This is a genomic window from Bifidobacterium commune (genome assembly GCF_900094885.1).
Lineage (GTDB): Bacteria > Actinomycetota > Actinomycetes > Actinomycetales > Bifidobacteriaceae > Bifidobacterium > Bifidobacterium commune.
Map to the genome: position 1 here is coordinate 1 of NZ_FMBL01000001.1, position 16058 is coordinate 16058.

A 16058-nucleotide genomic window follows, 5' to 3' on the forward strand; every position below is an offset into this window, starting at 1 on the left:
CCGTGCATGTTGGTGGTGTTGGTGGTGTTGAAGTGGGTGAGATCGAGTGATGCCAACAACTTGCAGTCGTCGAACATGTAGCTCATGTCGGTGGTTTGGCTGGTTTCGAACCCTGCGGGGTTGGTGCCGGTGAATGCAGTAAGGGCGGAATCCTCATTGAACAGTGAGGCTGCGGCTTTTTGGGAGAGGTGGAGTGTGCCGTCGATCCGCACCTCACTCAGCTCGGGCATGTCTCGGAACGCACCGAAGCCGGGGTAGAAGCGGTAGGTGGTGTGGAGTGTGAGGTTGCCGTCGATGTGGATTGTGGTGATGGTGTTGCGGTACGCGTCCCATGGGAATTTGTAGTTGAAGCCCCCGTAGTCGGGTGAGGTGCCGTGGTGGATGGTGAGGGTGCATTGGCTGTCGATGTCCCATTGGACGGTGCCCGGGTCCCTGTCGGGCACGTTGTTGACGAGGGTGTCGGTTGCGGGTGTCCCCCATGTTCCGCTTGTGGGTGTGCAGGTGCCGTCCTGTGGTCCGATGGCGTTGTGTGTGATGCTGGTTCGGTTCTGTGATTCGGTTGCGTTGATGCGTGGTGCGGCCGGTGCGAGTGGTGCGGTGGGTGATTCGGTGGGTGCGCCCGTGGCTGCGGTGTCGTGGTGGATGGGTGGTGCCGTCGGTTCCGATGCGGGTCCGGCTTGTCCCGGCTTGGTTCCGGGTGTTCCGGTTGTTTCGCTGACGGGTGTGGCGTGCGGTGTCGTGCTTCGTTGCGTGGACGTGCCGGGATTGGCGGCTTGCTGCGTTTGCGTTGTTCCGATTGCGTGTTCTCCGGAGGGTTCCGGAGGTATCGCCGTCATGGTTACGCATACAGCGACGCTTACAAGAATGCTGAAAATACCCAAGGTACCCCTACCTTTGCTGAGTTTTGGCCGGATCGCGCGTCCGAGCGCGATGGTCTCCCGGACTGTATATGCAACATAATAATAAGACGTGTCTAATACATAGGTTAAGTCGGTGTGTTATGTCGTATGACTTGGCGCGTGTTTTCGGCGTGGCGAAGCGAGCTGCGGGGCCGCATGTCGGCCACTGGCATGCGTGATCAGTCGGCGCCGGCGCCTCCCCCCCCTCCACACACACGTCGTACGGCAAGTCCAGAACGCGTTGTGGGCGCTGGTTTCGGGTGCGGTGTTTCGTCGCGCGGCCGTCTGTGTGACGATGTGTGCTGCGGGGCTGGTTTTCAGACGTTCTTGCCTGCGGTGCCGGTGTGGTTGGTTTTCATCTGGTCGGGGGGGGGGCAATTGCCACAATGATGCACAGTGTGATGCTGATGATGGTGTTGAGGATGCCTACGGTGGCACTACCTCCTCTTGTTTCGCCGTCCGGTCCGTGCGTTCGATGCCCGTCGAATGTCATTGTGGACCGTTTTCTATCACAATGCGATAGGCGGAATGTAGTGTAGATAGTAAATTCGCGTGTGGCTATGGGGTTTCATGATGGTGTTGGCGAGAAGATATGAAATGTGTGTTGATGGCACGAACTGCCGATAGAAAGAGCCGCTTGACAGAATCGAACTGTCGACCTTCTCATTACGAGTGAGACGCTCTACCAACTGAGCTAAAGCGGCGATGCTCGGAAGGTGTATGCCACCCGCGCACGAAATAAGAATACTACCTGATGGTGTCGATTTTGTCCAAGGCGGCGGTGTTTGGCTGTGTTGGGGGAACCTTTGTCGGTATTGAAGCGTGTTGAATTGTGCTTGAATATACCAGACTCGATGGTGCTTGTTTTCGCCGGATAGTAAGTGCCTCCGTGCAGGCGTTTCCACCCATGCCGTCCGTGTCTTGAAGCGGTTGATGGCAATGACAACGGGCTGAGCGAGAATAGGGGGAGCAAGCACGCCATGCGACCGGACGATTGGGGATGTGCACGTTGAACGACATCATGCCGCAGACACCGAATCAAGGTGACAATTTCATAGATTTCTATGCCGTCATTCCTGCGGGCGGCACCGGTTCGAGGTTGTGGCCGCTCAGCCGCGGGGCGAGACCTAAGTTCCTGTATGACCTGATGGGGAATGGCCGTACGCTGATTCAGTCCACATTCGACAGGCTTGCGCGCCTTGCCGGTCCCGATCGCGTTCTGGTGAGCACCGGTTGGCGGCATGTGGCGGCGGTGGAGGCGCAGCTTCCTGAGCTTAAGGCATCCAACATTCTTGCCGAGCCGGTGCCTCGTGATTCGACGGCGGCCATTGCGCTGGCGACGGCGGTTCTGGCGCGGCGGCATGGCGACCATATTGTTGTCGGGTCGTTTGCGGCCGATCACGTTATCCGTGGCAAAGAGTCGTTTGCTGATGCGGTGGCTCAGGCGGTGGTGGCGGCGCGCGCCGGGTACGTGGCGACCATCGGCATTGCGGCCTCGCGTCCGTCCACGGCGTTCGGTTACATCCATCAGGGCCGCTCGCTCGGCGCGGAAATTGCGGGCGCGCCGAGTGCCAGGCTGGTGGAGCGCTTCGTCGAGAAGCCGGATTCCGCCACGGCGCAGGCTTACCTTTCCACGGGCGAATATCGTTGGAACGCCGGAATGTTCGTGATGCGGGCAGATGTGTTGCTTGAACATTTGCGTGAATACAAGCCGCAGCTGTACGATGCCGTTTCGCACATCGCCGATGCATACGCGGCGGTTGACGGGCAAAACGGGTCGGCGGCGGCCTCCAGTGAGCAGACCGCAGCGGCCCAGCGTGTGGCCCAGAGCGAGAATCGTACCGACGGCCGGTTTGCTGATGGGGCTGGTGAGGGCGGCGCTGGTGATAACGCTGCTCCCGGTGCTGATGCTGATACCAACGTCAACGCGGCTGCGATTGACGAAGCGATGGCGACCTACTGGCCCGGCATCGAAAAAATTGCCTTTGATTACGCGGTTGCTGAGCCGTTGAGCGTGGCGGGGGGCGTGGCGATGGTTCCCGGCGATTTCGGCTGGGACGACATCGGCGACTTCAACTCCGTGGCCGTGCTGCTGCCGAGCACTGGCTCGCGCAACATCAAGATTCTGGGCGATACAGACAAAGTGGTGAGCCTCGACAGCGCCGGCGATGTGGTGATGCCGCTTTCCGACCGCACCATCGCGCTGCTCGGAGTCAACGACATGGTGATTGCCGACACGCCTGACGCGCTGCTGATTGCCCCGCGCGCCCGCAGTCAAGAGGTCAAGGATATGGTGGCGTATCTCGATGGCGAAGGACGAGATGACATCCTCTAGTGTTTCCGTGGCCGCGCCCGCGTCTGCCGCACCGGCACGCCGTCGCATGTTTTCCGTTGAACTGCTTAGGCTGCTGGCTATCTGCGGCATTGCTGTGTTTCACGCGTTTCTGCCCATCTTCGAGCAGATGGTGGTGCTGGGGCCGCAGGCCTCGGTGTTGCAGGGTGGCGCCGGAGCGCCCGTTTCGGATGTCGCGGTTTTGGCAGCATCCCGACCTTTGGTGTGGGTTTTGGCGCTTTTGCAATTGTTGGGATCGTGGGGCAATCATGTCTTCTTCATGATTTCCGGGTTCTTTCTCATTCCGTCCGCTGCTGAACGTTCGCGCGAGCCGCACTTCTGGTCGGCGCAGGTCCGTTCGACGGCCTGGCGTGTGGTGAAAGTGGTAGCCGCGGTGGCGTTCTATGTGCTGATATTTGTTGCCGTGAACCGTTGGCTTATGCCAGTTGAGGACATTGGCAGCGTGTGGTGGGTGACCTACAACATCGAATTCGTGTGGCTCTATATGTTCTTCATCGCCCTCGCGCCGCTGATCGGTTGGGTGGTCGCGCGCTGCGGCAAGCGCTGGCAGGCATGGCTGGCGGGTGGTGTGTTACTGGTGCTGTATGCGCTCAATGTTTACGTTGCGCTTACGGCACGAGGAGATTTCGGCCAGCTGACTGCCGCGAGTTGGCGCAAGCAGATTGGGGCGGTGAGCTATTTTGTTTCGTTTGTTCTTGCCGGCGTTTTGGGAATCATGATTCGCAGGGCACATAGGGGTGAGAGGGCCGAGAAGTCCGACGGGTCGCCTGTGGAACGGTATGTGTGGATGTTGCGTGGATTCTGGCTTTCCATCATCGGATGCGTGGCGGCGCTGGCGATGTTGCTCGCCGCCGTGTTCACGATGCGTCGTGACTACGGGTTGCTCTCAGCGTTGTCGTTCAAGTCGACCTCGCCGATTTCCTTTGTTCTTGCGGTTGCTGCGTTAATGGTCGCCGTCTGCTCTCGAGGTGTCCGTAATCACGAAGCCGGCACGCGAGCTGCCAAGAAGGGCAAGGCTCTAATCGAGATGCTGACATCGGGCATTTTGGGCTATTACATCGCCCAAGCCCTGGGCTACGGCGTCATGCGCGTTATCCAAAACCGACTCACCGCCCCGTCGCTAAGCCGCGCGTCGGCGGCTGCCCTCGCCGGTTCCGCGCTCGAGTGCGCCGGTTGGCAATTAGCCTGGTGCCTGTCCGCAATATTCGCCGCATTGGCTCTGGTTGTCATCATCTGCCTGATCGACCGCCTCATCCGCCAACCCCTGCTGCGCCAAGTCAAACTCGCATAGCGGCCGCAGATTTCGACCGGCTAACAACGTTTGTTCGATTCAATGCTTGGAAGAGTGTGGTCCGAGTTGAATCTCGGTCGACACGCGGGTAGGGGTGGGATGCGACGACGCTTTTTTGTGCAGTTCTGTCCGCTTTTGTGAGTAAGTTGGGAGATGTAGCAGGCGGTGGAAACAATGCCTTGGAAGAGCAACGTTAAGGCTGCAAAACCACTGCCGCACGTGATGAAAGGACCTTACCGAATTATGGCCATCAATCCTCCTGTCGACGCGACCAAAACCCCGGAGTGGGCGGCGTTGCAGCAGCATTTCGATCAACTGAACAACGAAGGCATCGACCTCAAGAAGTGGTTCGCCGAAGAGCCTGACCGTGTCGAGAAGCTCAGCTTCGACGCAGGTGACCTTCACTTCGACCTTTCGAAGAACCTCATCAAGCCCGAAACGCTCAAGCTGTTCGCAGATCTTGCGAAGGCCGTCAACCTCGAGGATCGCCGCAAGGCCATGTACGAAGGCGTGCACATCAACAACACCGAAGACCGCGCTGTGCTCCACACCGCGTTGCGTCGCCCGGCTTCCGATGAGGGCAAGTACATCGTCGACGGCCAGGACGTGGTCAAGGACGTGCGCGACATCCTCGACAAGATTTATGCGTTCGCAGACAAGGTGCGCAGCGGCGAATGGCGCGGCGTGACCGGCAAGAAGATCGAAACCGTCGTCAACATCGGCATCGGAGGATCCGACCTGGGCCCGGTAATGGTCTACGAGGCGCTCAAACCTTACGCAGATGCCGGCATTTCTGCTCGTTATGTCTCCAACATCGATCCCAACGACATCGCCGAAAAGACGAAGGGCCTCGATCCCGAGACCACGATGTTCATTGTTGTGTCCAAGACCTTCACCACGTTGGAAACCCTGACCAACGCACGTGAGGCCCGCACATGGCTGCTCGACACCCTCAAGGCCAACGGTGCTATCGACGGTTCGGACGAGAACAACGCCGATGCCATCCGCAAGCACTTCATCGCGGTTTCCACCAACCTCGAGGCCGTAGCCGAATTCGGTATCGACCCGGAGAATGCCTTCGGCTTCTGGAACTGGGTTGGCGGTCGTTACTCCGTTGACTCCGCGGTGGGCACCTCGCTCGCTATCGTCTTCGGGCCCAAGCGTTTCGAGGAGTTCCTCGGCGGCTTCCATGAGATCGACGAGTGCTTCGCCAACACGCCTCTCGAGGAGAACGTCGTCGTATTGCTGGGAATGCTCAACGTTTGGTATCGCAACTTCTTCAAGTCCGCCACCCACGCCGTGCTGCCCTACGACCAGTACCTGCACCGCTTCCCGGCCTACCTGCAGCAGCTCACCATGGAGTCCAACGGCAAGTCCGTGCGCTGGGACGGCACTCCGGTGACCAGCGACACCGGCGAAGTCTTCTGGGGTGAGCCCGGCACCAACGGTCAGCACGCCTTCTACCAGCTGATCCACCAGGGCACGCAGCTGATTCCCGCCGACTTCATCGCCTTCGCCAACACGCCGAACCCCGCCAAGGACAGCGGTCAAGATGTTCATGAGCTCTTCCTCGGCAACTACTTCGCACAGACCAAGGCACTGGCGTTCGGCAAGACCGCCGACGAGGTTCGCGCCGAAGGCACGCCGGAAGCCATAGTTCCTGCCCGCGTCTTCACCGGCAACCGTCCGACCACCTCCATCTTCGGTGATTCGCTGACCCCGTTCTCTGTTGGTGAGCTTATCGCGCTCTACGAGCACATCACCTTCGTTCAGGGCACCGTGTGGGGCATCGATTCCTTCGATCAGTGGGGCGTCGAGCTCGGCAAGCAGCTTGCTCGCCAGATCACCCCGGCAATCTCGCAGGATGACGAGGCGCTTGCGCAGCAGGACGCCTCCACGCAGAGCCTCATTCGCTTCTACCGAGAACACCGCAAGTAAAGCGGCTGCTGGCTTGCGCGAACACCGATAGGCAATGGGCGCCCGCCAGTTTTGAATCACACCCCGATTGTTGGACAATGGAAATTCTGTTCGATGATCGGGGTGTTTTCGTGTCCTTTGCGGCAATGTACGCACGCTGCAGCAGTGCTTCGTTCGGTGGTGTCAGTGACGGCTCGAACGGTGGCGGCTTCGGTGGCTGTTCCGGAGGCGGATCGTTCGGAGGTGGCTGATTTCGGTATTAGTTGTCTCCGCCGAATGGTGTCTGGCGTCGGCACTGTCGTCGCCCCTGTCGAACGTTGTCTGTTTCGTCAGGAGTAGCTCGGTTTCCGTGTTTACTTGTCGGCGTCGTCCAAGGTGAGCTTGTCGTCGTCGGAGTCGTAGTCGAAGAGCTCGCCGTAACGACCCCAGGTCACTGCGATGTCGAACTGCTGCTGAGCCTCCTCATCGGTGTGCTGGCTGCGCAGCAAATCGAGAATCAGCTCGCCGCGCAGATCCTTGTCAGGATTGTTGTGCAGGGCCCGGTCGATGGTGCGCACCAACGGTGCGTGGTCCATGACGAGCTGGGCGAACATCTGTTTTGCCTCCAAGACGCCCGCGTGGCACCAGCGGTCGCCTTCCTTGGTGATGGAGCAGTGGCCGTTGTTCACCGTCAGCAGGCTGAGCATGGTCGCCGCGTCGATCAGAGGGAAGAGGTCGTCGACCTCGAATGACAGGTCGGCCGCAAGATCCGACAAATCTACGCCGTCCTGGTAATTGGACACCACGTCGAGCAGGCCTGCCAGTCCGCCGGGGGTGGCGTTCGGCAACAATTCGGTGCCTGCGTCGGTGTTTTTGGCCTTGGTGTCGTTCTCGTGAGCCGTCAGTTTTTCGTTGGCCTTCGCTTGTGTGGCGTCATGCGTCTTGCGTCCGTCGGTCGTCTGCTTGCCGGCCACATCCTGGTTTCTCTCGTCCTTGCTGTTTTGCTTATCGCTGGCGTTGGCGCCGCCTGCGTCCTCCGGCGTTTGAGGATTTTCGTCGGTCTGGGATGTGGCAGCATCGCTTGCGGCTGCCTCCTTCCGTTGGATTGCGGAAGTTGATTGATCGGCAGGGGCATTGTCGCTGCTCTCTTCCGCATTTTCGTTGTTGTTCTGTGATTCCTGGCCGGTGAGGATGGTATAGAGCTTGTCCACCATCGCTTCGAACTCAGGTGTGTGCTTGTCGCGTGGTCGCGGCAGGTCCACTGGTACCTGCGCGATGAGGTGTCCGGGGTGCGAGCCGAGCACGACCACGCGGTCGGCCATCTGTACGGCCTCTTCGATGTTGTGTGTGACGATGAGGATGGATTTGATGCCGCTTTGGTTGTCGTTCCAAAGCTTCAGGACCTCTTGACGCAGGTTTTCGGCGGTGAGTACGTCCAGTGCGCTGAACGGTTCGTCCATGAAGAGGGCGTCCGGTTGCAGCACCAGCGCGCGTGCGATGCCGATGCGCTGCTTCATGCCGCCGGACAGTTCCTTGGGGTAGGCGGATTCGAAACCGTCCAGGCCGATGGCGTCGATGGCTTCCAGTGCCATTTTCTCGCGCTGTGCCCGAGGTATGCCGCGTGCTTCGAGGCCGAGCTCGACGTTGTCTTTCACGCTCAACCATGGCATTAGCGCGAAGGTCTGGAACACCAGCGCCACTCCCGGATTCGGCCCGTTGAGTTCCTTGTCGCGATAGGATACCTGACCGGTGCTCGGCGGAATCAGACCGGCAAGAATGCGTAGAAACGTCGATTTGCCGGCGCCGCTGCGACCAAGAATCGCCACGATTTCACCTTCGTGCAGGTCGAAGGAGATGTCGTCGAGAACGGTGGTTTCATTGCCCTTTTCCGAGGTGAAGCTTTGGCTGATGTGGCTCGCTTCGATGACGGTGCCGGCGTTGTCGGCGTCCAGGTCGACGAAGTGCGGATTGACTGGCCTGTGGTTGTGTTTGTGCTCGCGGGTGTCGATTGTGGTGATGGTGTCTGCTTCGGTGTCGCCGGTGATGGCCTTACGCAGTTTGTTGAAGTTCATGGTGGTTTCCTTTGCTTGGCGTTTCCAAACGGTTCATTGTGTGTGGGTAATCGGTTGATGCGTCAACGGTCGATGTTGTGGGAACCGGTTCATTGTTGTTCGACTTGTCGTGCTCATCGGATGCCTCCTTGGCTCAGGCGATGTTGAAACGACGGGCGGCCAGACGCTCCAGCGGGTTCCAGAAGAGATAGTTGACGGCGACCACGAAGATGGCCATCACGGTCACCCCGATGATGGTCTTCATGCCTTCGGCGTGGGCAGTCGCTTCCGCGATGTAGGAACCGAGGCCCTTTGCCACCAACGTATGGTGTCCGTAGCTCACAATTTCGGAGACGATGGATGCGTTCCATGCGCCGCCTGCAGCGGTGATGCCGCCGGTTACCCACGAGCCGAAAACGGCCGGCAGGATAAGGGTTTTCCATTTCATCCACCCGGTGATATGGAAGTTCCGCGTCATTTCCACCAAATCATCGGGAATGGCGGATGCGCCGGCGATGACGTTGAAGAGGATGTACCATTGCGTGCCGAGTGCCATCAGTAGGATTGAACCCCAGTTGATGCTGATATTCCAGAGCACGAACACCATCACCACGAACGGGAAGATGAAGTTCGCCGGGAAGCTTGCCAGTACCTGCACCAACGGTTGAATAAGGCGCGAGACCTTCGGGTTCATGCCGATGATGGCCCCCACCGGTACCCAAACGATGGAGCACAGGGCGGTGAGCAGGGCGACGCGCAGGAAGGTGATGCTTCCCAGTCCGAAAGCGGTGCCAAGCTCCGCCAAGCCGGTCGTTCGGGCGATGGAAATCATCAGTTCCGCAGTGCCTGCGATGACCAGAATTCCGATGATCGCAGCAAAAACGATGTCTCCGGCGCGGCGACGACTGGGTTTGGCACCCCACTTCGAGCCGGTACGGCCGAGCGGGCGTGTGATCCAATCAAGGAACTGGCCCAAGGGGCGCAATATGCGCGCGAGTAGATCATCGATGTGCGACTGGCGAATCAGCGTCAGCACGGCGCTGCGCTTGGGCTCGGTCGATTCGCTTTGCGTGATGCGGAATTTTTCGGCCCAAGCGGTGAGCGGTTTCCATACAAGGATATCGATGGCGACCACGACGATGACCATGGTCAAAATGGCCCAACCGATTTTGTCCGGCTGTTGCTCGGCTGCCGCGGCTTCGACGTAGCTGCCGATACCGGGAAGTGCATACGTGCGGTTGTTTACCGAAATCATTTCGGATGCGGTCAGGAAGAACCAGCCGCCACCGACGCTCATCATCATGTTCCACAGCAGCGGAATCATGGAATTGGGCACATCGAGCACCCAGAAGCGCTGCCAATGCGAAAGCCGCAGGTTGCGCACTGCTTCGTCGAGTTCCTTGGGTTCGCTTTGCAACGAGCGGTAGAATGCGAACGTCATGTTCCAAGCCTGCGAGGTGAAGATGGCGAAGATCGACGCGGCCTCAACGCCCATCATGGAGCCGGGGAAAAGAGCCAGCCAGATGGTCACTGTGGCTGAAAGGAAGCCCAGGATCGGCACGGACTGCAGGATGTCGAGTAGGGGGATGAGAATCTTGCCGAGCCGCCGTGACCGTGCTGCCGCCAGGCCGTAGACGAACGTGAAGATCAGCGAGATGAACAGCGCGATGGCCATGCGAAACACCGAGCGCAGGGCATAATAAGGCAGGTTGGACGGGTCGGTCGAGACGGTGGATGGAATGCCTTCCGGTCCGACTGGCGCGTCGATGGCCGGCAGGATCCAAGCGATAAGGCCGAAAAGGGCCAAGACGCCGACAGTCACCACGCAGTCGGAAACCAGACGCCTGGTGAAGCTGACATCCGACCGTGCGTCAGGTGCGGCGCGGTTGAAATTGAAGAAACGGTTGGTCATGATGATTCCTCACGAATATCGTATCGCGATATCGGTGGACCGTGGATTCGGGAGCGGTATGGCGCTGCGCTGGCAATGGTGAGGGCCGGTGGTCGATGATCCCACGACGTTGCCTGTCAGCTGTTTGGCAGATCGGTGCGAGTCGTAGGAACTGTCTGATTTGACAGGTATCGCTTGCTCTCGAGCCTCTGGTTTTATCTGGTCGGATACGTTGGGACGAATGAAAACGAAAAACTGGGAACGACCGCATCGGCGCGGTTTGAGGAATATGCTCTGCTTCGTCTTATGCTCGTAGCGTGACGAATAAGAATCAAATGTACCTTTTATCCGCGGTCAGACTGTCGTGACGAGGTAAGGTCGAACACAGCCGGACAAATGATGCAGATCGCTGATACTGCTAGGGAGATCGTCAGCCATGATCCTCACCTCCTTTGATTCGGTGCGTTTGGCGCAGAAAGTGCTAACGCCCTTAAGATAGAGGTCTTGAAGAGACTTGTCAAATCCGTATTGACTATTTGTCGTACGTCAGCGGTGGACTTCCAGACTTGCCGATTGATGCATACCGACGCGGAAAAGCCTGAAACGTATTGCATAGCTGTGCTGGCAGCAAGGCCGTGGCGACGATGTAAAGTCTGTTGTGCTGTGTCTCGGTTGGTCTGATATCGTGCTGCTCTGGCTTTGTTTTCTGTCGCTGTAGTTGACTAAAATCGAACCCTGTTATGCCAAGAAGCGGGCTGCCGCATGGGTTCGCTTCTTCATTAGGGTTCAGCCGCTTGGTGCCATCCGTTTGTTTGGGTACATACTTTTTGCGGCGAATCGGCAACATTCCGCCGGGTTTCGGCGGAAACGGTAGTGGGTGCGTTCGGCTTTGTCGGCCGTTGGGCACGAAAGTGCCGCGCCGCCCCCGATATGTACGCTGATATGCGGCAGCGACAGGTGAAACAATGGTTAACGCTATTGAGGCATTTGATGCCAAGCATATGAAGCCTTCGGATGAGATTCCGGAGTTCCGTCCGGGCGATACCGTCGAGGTCAACGTCAAGATTCAGGAAGGTAACAACTCCCGTCTCCAGGCGTTCACCGGCGTGGTGATTGCTCGTAAGGGCACTGGTCTGCGCGAGACGTTCATCGTCCGCAAGATCAGCTTCGGCACCGGTGTTGAGCGCCGCTTCCCGCTGCACTCCCCGTCGATCGATTCCATCAAGGTCGTTCGTCGTGGCCGTGTTCGCCGCGCCAAGCTCTACTACCTGCGCGCACTGCGCGGTAAGGCTGCTCGTATTGTCGAGCGCCAGGACAAGAGCGCCAAGGCGTGAATGCCGGCCTAGAAGGCTACATGAAGAACGGCGGTTGGGCTTGCAAAGCTTGGCCGCCGTTTTTCATGAAGGAACATCGTCGCGTAGCGAGCGTAGCTTGCTTGCCGTCGGCGGTATCATGAACTAAGAAGTCGTCGTTGCACAGCGAACTGGCAGAAGCCGCTGCGGGACGAGATATAAAAGGATTGTCTGGAGGTCTCATGGCATCGGAAGAAGTGCGGCGGAGTACACAAACTGGCAAGGGGTTGAGCTACCGCGCAAAGCATGCCAAGCGCAATGGTTCCAGCTCGTCCGCCGATCGTGAGATGGTGCACTATGCGGTTGAGTTTGTGGCGCTTCTGCTTGTGTTGGTGCTGCTGCGCATGTTCGCCATCGGAGTCTATGTCATTCCGTCCAGTTCGATGGAAGATACCATCGCGATAGGCGACCGTCTGATTACCAACCGTCTTGCTGGTCCGCTCAAGACCGTCAAACGCGGCGATGTCGTTGTGTTCAGTGACCCTGCCCGCTGGCTTGTCGGCAAGCAAAGCCATGGTTCGGACGACCTTATCAAACGAGTTATTGGCATGCCTGGCGACATGGTGGAATGCAAGGGTGGCGGCGCTCCCGTCACCGTCAACGGTGTGGCCATAGATGAATCCGTTTATCTTAAACCCGGTGTCGAGCCCAGTATTTTCCCGTTCAGTGTCAAGGTGACTGCCGGCAATGTCTTTGTGATGGGTGATAACCGTGCAAATTCCGCGGATTCTCGATACCATGCTGATGACGGCAACGGCGGACTGGTGCCGATGAAGAACATCATTGGGGTGGCCATGCTCACGTTCTGGCCGTTCGCCCATTTCAGGACCATGAATTCGCACCATGAGGTGTTTGAATCAGTGCCGGATGCTCCGAAGAAATAGCCAGGCTGTTGGCTGCGGCTTATTGCAGCCTTGGGAACCATCACAGTGTAATTAATGGGCTCGTGGTCAGTGTTAAACGGTGTGCGTTGTGTTGCCGGTGATGGCCGATGTAGATGATGACCGAAATCGTGGAAAGGTCGCATGGATGAGTGTGGATGCAACCTCAGCTTCGGACTGCGAAGATTTGACCATAGGCTCCAAACGTGGGGGCTCACATGCTCGCATTACGCCCACCTTGGAACTCGAGCGTGAATTGGCAGGACAGGGTTTCGATCTCATTATCGGTTTGGATGAGGTGGGGCGTGGTGCCCTTGCCGGACCCGTGATGGTGGGAGCGGCGGTGGTGTGGTCGTGTGATGTCGGAGTGCTTGGCATACCGGAAGGCGTGACTGATTCCAAGTTGCTTACCGAATATAAGCGCGAGGCGATGTTCGATGGTCTGCTCTCATGGTGCGCCGCCAGCGCGGTCGGGCAGGCCAGCAACACGGAAATCGACGAATGGGGTATCTCCTATGCGCTCGGCATTGCGGCCCTGCGTGCGATTAACGAAGTCGAACGAGAACTGAACATCGGCGTTGCATCCGCGGCTTGCGACGCGGAAACGAGTTCCGGGTCTTCTGTCGCCGTGTCTGTTGACAGTGGTCTTTCTTCGGGATGCTTTTCGGGTTCCGACCGGCCTCGTGTCGGTGCCATTCTTGACGGACCTAATAATTACATTTCCAAGGTTGCCGGAACCTTTGATGCTCCGGGCGTGCCGATTTTGCCGGATGTGACCACTAAGGTGAAGGCCGACCAAAGCTGTGTCCTTGTCTCGGTTGCGTCGGTTATCGCCAAGGTCACCCGAGATCGGCTGATGGTTGCGCTGGCCCAAGGCAATCCGAACTACGCGCCCTATCAATGGAAGCGGAACAAGGGTTACGGTTCGACCGCCCACCGTGAGGCCATCGCCCAGTATGGCGCGACTCCGTTGCATCGTGTTAGCTGGCATTTGACCTGAGCGGTGTAATCGTAGCGGAGATGCGGCCTGCAGTGGTCGGTGTTGATAGGCGATGTCGGGTAAACTCGTGAACGAGCACCGGACGCCACTGTCGTAAAGAGATGTCAAGGCAAACCGATCGGTCATTGAGGGAGGCAAGTGTGGGTGCGGAACGCAGACAGCAGAAACGACCGTCGATGTTCGAAGTCGCCAAGATGGCAGGGGTGAGTCATCAAACCGTATCGCGTGTCATCAACCATTCTTCCGATGTTTCCGAAACCACACGAACCCGCGTCCAACAGGCCATCGACGTGCTGGGATACCGTCCCAGCAATTCGGCCAGAACCCTTGCATCGCAACGTTCCCGCACCATCGGATTGATTGCCGGTGGTCGGGATTTCCTCGGCCCTCTTTCGGCCATCTCAACCGTTCAGGAGACAGCTCGACGTCACGGCTTGTTTCTTGCGGTTTCCATGGTGCATGAGGCACTGTGCACGCAGCAGGAATTCGAAAATCTTTGTCGTACGTTCGAAGAGCAGAATGTTGACGCCTTCATCTTTTTGACCCCGACTGATGTCATGCTTTCCGCGGCATGTCGTACCCGTTTGTCCGAGCCTCGCGTGCTGGTCACGTCCACTCACGGCAATCTTTCGATGAGTCGTGCAGGTGGGCTGATGGATCCCGAAGGACGCAAGCGCACGGCCATCGTCGGTGTTGATCAGTGGGGTGCGATGCGAGAGGTGGCCGGTTTGGTTGCTCGTTTGGGCCACCGCTCGGCGCTGTATTTTTCTGGGCCATTGCAATGGCGCGATGCGGCGACGCGACTGCTTGGTTGGCGTAAGGCTTCAGCGGCCCAACTGATCGAATCGCGAGAGATACAGTGTGATTCGTGGGATTCCTCCGAAGCATACGCGCGTATGAACCATGAGCTCGAGAGCATCGGATCGTCCGGCGCTCGCAAACCCACCGTCGTGGTGACCGCCAATGACGCGCAGGCAATCGGTGTGGTGCGGGCCTTGCATGAGCATGGTATTCGCGTGCCACAGGATATCAGCTTGGTGGGGTTCGATGATATGGCAGGTGTGAGCGATCTATGGCCGCCATTGACCACCGTGCGTCCCGATTTTGACGACTTGGGCACTGCCGCAATGCGTGAGGTGCTGCGTTTGCTGGGTGCCGGAGGTGAAACCGCGTTCGTGGCGAGTGCTCACGGGGCTGGCCTGATTCATGCCGAACTGATTCAACGCCATTCGCTGGGGCCTGTGCCGAGAGTGTAGTTGCGCCCTGTCTGCGGCAAGGGCGATTTGAGTGTCGAGTTCAGTCCTGCCTATGTTCTGGACGGGCGTCGCGGATGCTTCCGATGATGATGGCGGTGCGCAGCACGTAGGCATCCCTTGGGTCGTTGGCGTCCCAGCCGGTGGTGTCCGCAGTGCGCTTGATGCGATAGCGCACGGTATTTGGATGTACGTTAAGCGCCTTGCCGGCGATGTCGAGTGATCCACCGGAATCCAGGAATGCCGTGATTGTTTGCAACGTAGGGTCGCTGTCGTTATTGCTTTTCAGGCTCTGGTAGACACTGTGGTACAGCTCGTCGATTGCGTCGGTGTCGCCAATCAGAGCTCGCTCGGGTAACACATCCGTTGCGCGGACTGGCCTAGGCAACGGATGAATGGCCGGTATGGCGAGGAAGGTGGATAATGTGGCGCGCAAAGTGCTCACCGCTCCGTCGAGATTGCGTCGCGTGGGTCCCAGACATATTGGTTTGTCGGGGTCAAACGCCGGCATTGCGGCGGTGCAAGTCACTTCTGGGGTCGCTGCACCTTGTACGACGATGATGGCGACGGTCAGATCGTTGCTGCGTCCGACCAGACAATGCTCGCTGCCGAGGTCGCGCGCTCTATGCTTGATTGTCAATTTTGCCTGTTCGAAGTTGAGTGCTGCCGTTCCGCCGATTGCGAAACAACTGAAATGTTCCGACCAGCCAAGCACATGAAGCAACGAGGTCACGCGGCGGTCACTCAGGCCGTGCACGAGGCTCTCAAAGGTAATGTTTTCGAGCGTTTCGCGATTGCCGAGCATCTCAGTTGTTTCGGTTTGTTCATGGTCGTTCGCGTGCTTGGTGGGGTGCTGCCGTGCCGGCCCTGCAGCGCCGCCATCCGAACCGTTGCTGACGGTGGGGTGCGAGGTGTCGTTTCCGCTTTGGTTGCGGCTGATTGGCGGTAACCATGATGGCAGTCTTCGTTTGGAAGCGGGGGAGTCGGATTTGCCGCGGCTGCGACTTGTTTTCTCTTCGACCTCCGCGACCATCTCGCTTCCGACGAGATCAAGAAAATCGGCGGAGTTTTGCGGTTGGCGCTCATCGTCGATACCGTTTGTGTTGACGGCATCGAAGGATGCGTCGAATCTGCTCCGGTCGGAGGTTTTGACGGTATCTTGTGTATTCATGACTATGAGTTTAGTCCGAT

At 58.4% G+C, this 16058-nt stretch carries 12 protein-coding genes and 1 tRNA gene; 8 read left to right on the forward strand and 5 right to left on the reverse strand.

Annotated elements, in window-relative coordinates; genetic code table 11:
• Positions 1-881 (reverse strand): hypothetical protein (locus GA0061077_RS00005; protein ID WP_200754426.1); only part of this gene is annotated, 881 nt, incomplete at its 3' end.
• Between the two features lie 649 nt (positions 882-1530).
• A tRNA-Thr gene (locus GA0061077_RS00010) sits at positions 1531-1603 on the reverse strand.
• A gap of 317 nt (positions 1604-1920) precedes the next feature.
• Between GA0061077_RS00010 and GA0061077_RS00015 the strand changes: the two genes are divergently transcribed.
• The 4 genes from GA0061077_RS00015 (at position 1921) to GA0061077_RS06910 (ending at position 6711) form a co-directional block, all read left to right on the forward strand.
• On the forward strand, positions 1921-3234 hold the full coding sequence (locus tag GA0061077_RS00015; protein WP_091847523.1) for a mannose-1-phosphate guanylyltransferase: 1314 nt from the start codon (positions 1921-1923) through the stop codon (positions 3232-3234).
• The gene (locus tag GA0061077_RS00020) at positions 3206-4543 is read left to right on the forward strand and encodes an acyltransferase family protein (RefSeq protein ID WP_091846922.1); all 1338 of its coding nucleotides are present in this window, start codon (positions 3206-3208) and stop codon (positions 4541-4543) included. Before GA0061077_RS00015 ends, GA0061077_RS00020 begins: the two co-directional genes overlap by 29 nt.
• 243 nt (positions 4544-4786) lie before the next feature.
• Positions 4787-6481 (forward strand): glucose-6-phosphate isomerase, encoded by a 1695-nt coding sequence (gene pgi / locus GA0061077_RS00025; RefSeq protein WP_091846923.1) that lies wholly within the window; start codon positions 4787-4789, stop codon positions 6479-6481.
• Between the two features lie 77 nt (positions 6482-6558).
• Positions 6559-6711 carry a hypothetical protein gene (locus tag GA0061077_RS06910; RefSeq protein ID WP_200754427.1) on the forward strand — a complete coding sequence of 51 codons (153 nt, stop codon included), beginning with the start codon at positions 6559-6561 and terminating at the stop codon, positions 6709-6711.
• 102 nt (positions 6712-6813) lie between these two features.
• Here the strand turns inward: GA0061077_RS06910 and GA0061077_RS00030 are convergent, their stop codons facing one another.
• Positions 6814-8511 (reverse strand): AAA-associated domain-containing protein, encoded by a 1698-nt coding sequence (locus GA0061077_RS00030; RefSeq protein ID WP_091846924.1) that lies wholly within the window; start codon positions 8509-8511, stop codon positions 6814-6816.
• 133 nt (positions 8512-8644) lie between these two features.
• Positions 8645-10402, reverse strand: coding sequence for an ABC transporter permease (locus tag GA0061077_RS00035; protein WP_091846925.1), 1758 nt, complete (start codon positions 10400-10402; stop codon positions 8645-8647).
• A gap of 944 nt (positions 10403-11346) precedes the next feature.
• Between GA0061077_RS00035 and rplS the strand changes: the two genes are divergently transcribed.
• The 4 genes from rplS (at position 11347) to GA0061077_RS00060 (ending at position 14870) form a co-directional block, all read left to right on the forward strand.
• Positions 11347-11715 carry a 50S ribosomal protein L19 gene (gene rplS, locus GA0061077_RS00045; RefSeq protein WP_091846927.1) on the forward strand — a complete coding sequence of 123 codons (369 nt, stop codon included), beginning with the start codon at positions 11347-11349 and terminating at the stop codon, positions 11713-11715.
• A gap of 200 nt (positions 11716-11915) precedes the next feature.
• Positions 11916-12617: a signal peptidase I gene (gene lepB / locus GA0061077_RS00050; protein ID WP_091846928.1), complete on the forward strand. Its 702-nt coding sequence runs from the start codon at positions 11916-11918 to the stop codon at positions 12615-12617.
• Positions 12618-12762: 145 nt separating this feature from the next.
• The gene (locus tag GA0061077_RS00055; RefSeq protein ID WP_091847524.1) at positions 12763-13614 is read left to right on the forward strand and encodes a ribonuclease HII; all 852 of its coding nucleotides are present in this window, start codon (positions 12763-12765) and stop codon (positions 13612-13614) included.
• A gap of 176 nt (positions 13615-13790) precedes the next feature.
• On the forward strand, positions 13791-14870 hold the full coding sequence (locus GA0061077_RS00060; RefSeq protein WP_091846929.1) for a LacI family DNA-binding transcriptional regulator: 1080 nt from the start codon (positions 13791-13793) through the stop codon (positions 14868-14870).
• Between the two features lie 40 nt (positions 14871-14910).
• On the opposite strand, the gene GA0061077_RS00065 is transcribed toward GA0061077_RS00060, so the two are convergent.
• Entirely contained in the window at positions 14911-16038 is a 1128-nt protein-coding gene (locus tag GA0061077_RS00065; protein ID WP_183193191.1) for a PucR family transcriptional regulator, read from the reverse strand.
• Positions 16039-16058: the final 20 nt, after the last annotated feature.

Bases quoted from the DNA above. Each gene is read 5' to 3' on its own strand.
- GA0061077_RS00015 (WP_091847523.1), top strand. From the start codon at position 1,921: ATGCCGCAGACACCGAATCAAGGTGACAATTTCATAGATTTCTATGCC.
- GA0061077_RS00020 (WP_091846922.1), top strand. From the start codon at position 3,206: ATGGCGAAGGACGAGATGACATCCTCTAGTGTTTCCGTGGCCGCGCCC.
- pgi (WP_091846923.1), top strand. From the start codon at position 4,787: ATGGCCATCAATCCTCCTGTCGACGCGACCAAAACCCCGGAGTGGGCG.
- GA0061077_RS06910 (WP_200754427.1), top strand. From the start codon at position 6,559: ATGGAAATTCTGTTCGATGATCGGGGTGTTTTCGTGTCCTTTGCGGCA.
- GA0061077_RS00030 (WP_091846924.1), bottom strand. From the start codon at position 8,511: ATGAACTTCAACAAACTGCGTAAGGCCATCACCGGCGACACCGAAGCA.
- GA0061077_RS00035 (WP_091846925.1), bottom strand. From the start codon at position 10,402: ATGACCAACCGTTTCTTCAATTTCAACCGCGCCGCACCTGACGCACGG.
- rplS (WP_091846927.1), top strand. From the start codon at position 11,347: ATGGTTAACGCTATTGAGGCATTTGATGCCAAGCATATGAAGCCTTCG.
- lepB (WP_091846928.1), top strand. From the start codon at position 11,916: ATGGCATCGGAAGAAGTGCGGCGGAGTACACAAACTGGCAAGGGGTTG.
- GA0061077_RS00055 (WP_091847524.1), top strand. From the start codon at position 12,763: ATGAGTGTGGATGCAACCTCAGCTTCGGACTGCGAAGATTTGACCATA.
- GA0061077_RS00060 (WP_091846929.1), top strand. From the start codon at position 13,791: ATGTTCGAAGTCGCCAAGATGGCAGGGGTGAGTCATCAAACCGTATCG.
- GA0061077_RS00065 (WP_183193191.1), bottom strand. From the start codon at position 16,038: ATGAATACACAAGATACCGTCAAAACCTCCGACCGGAGCAGATTCGAC.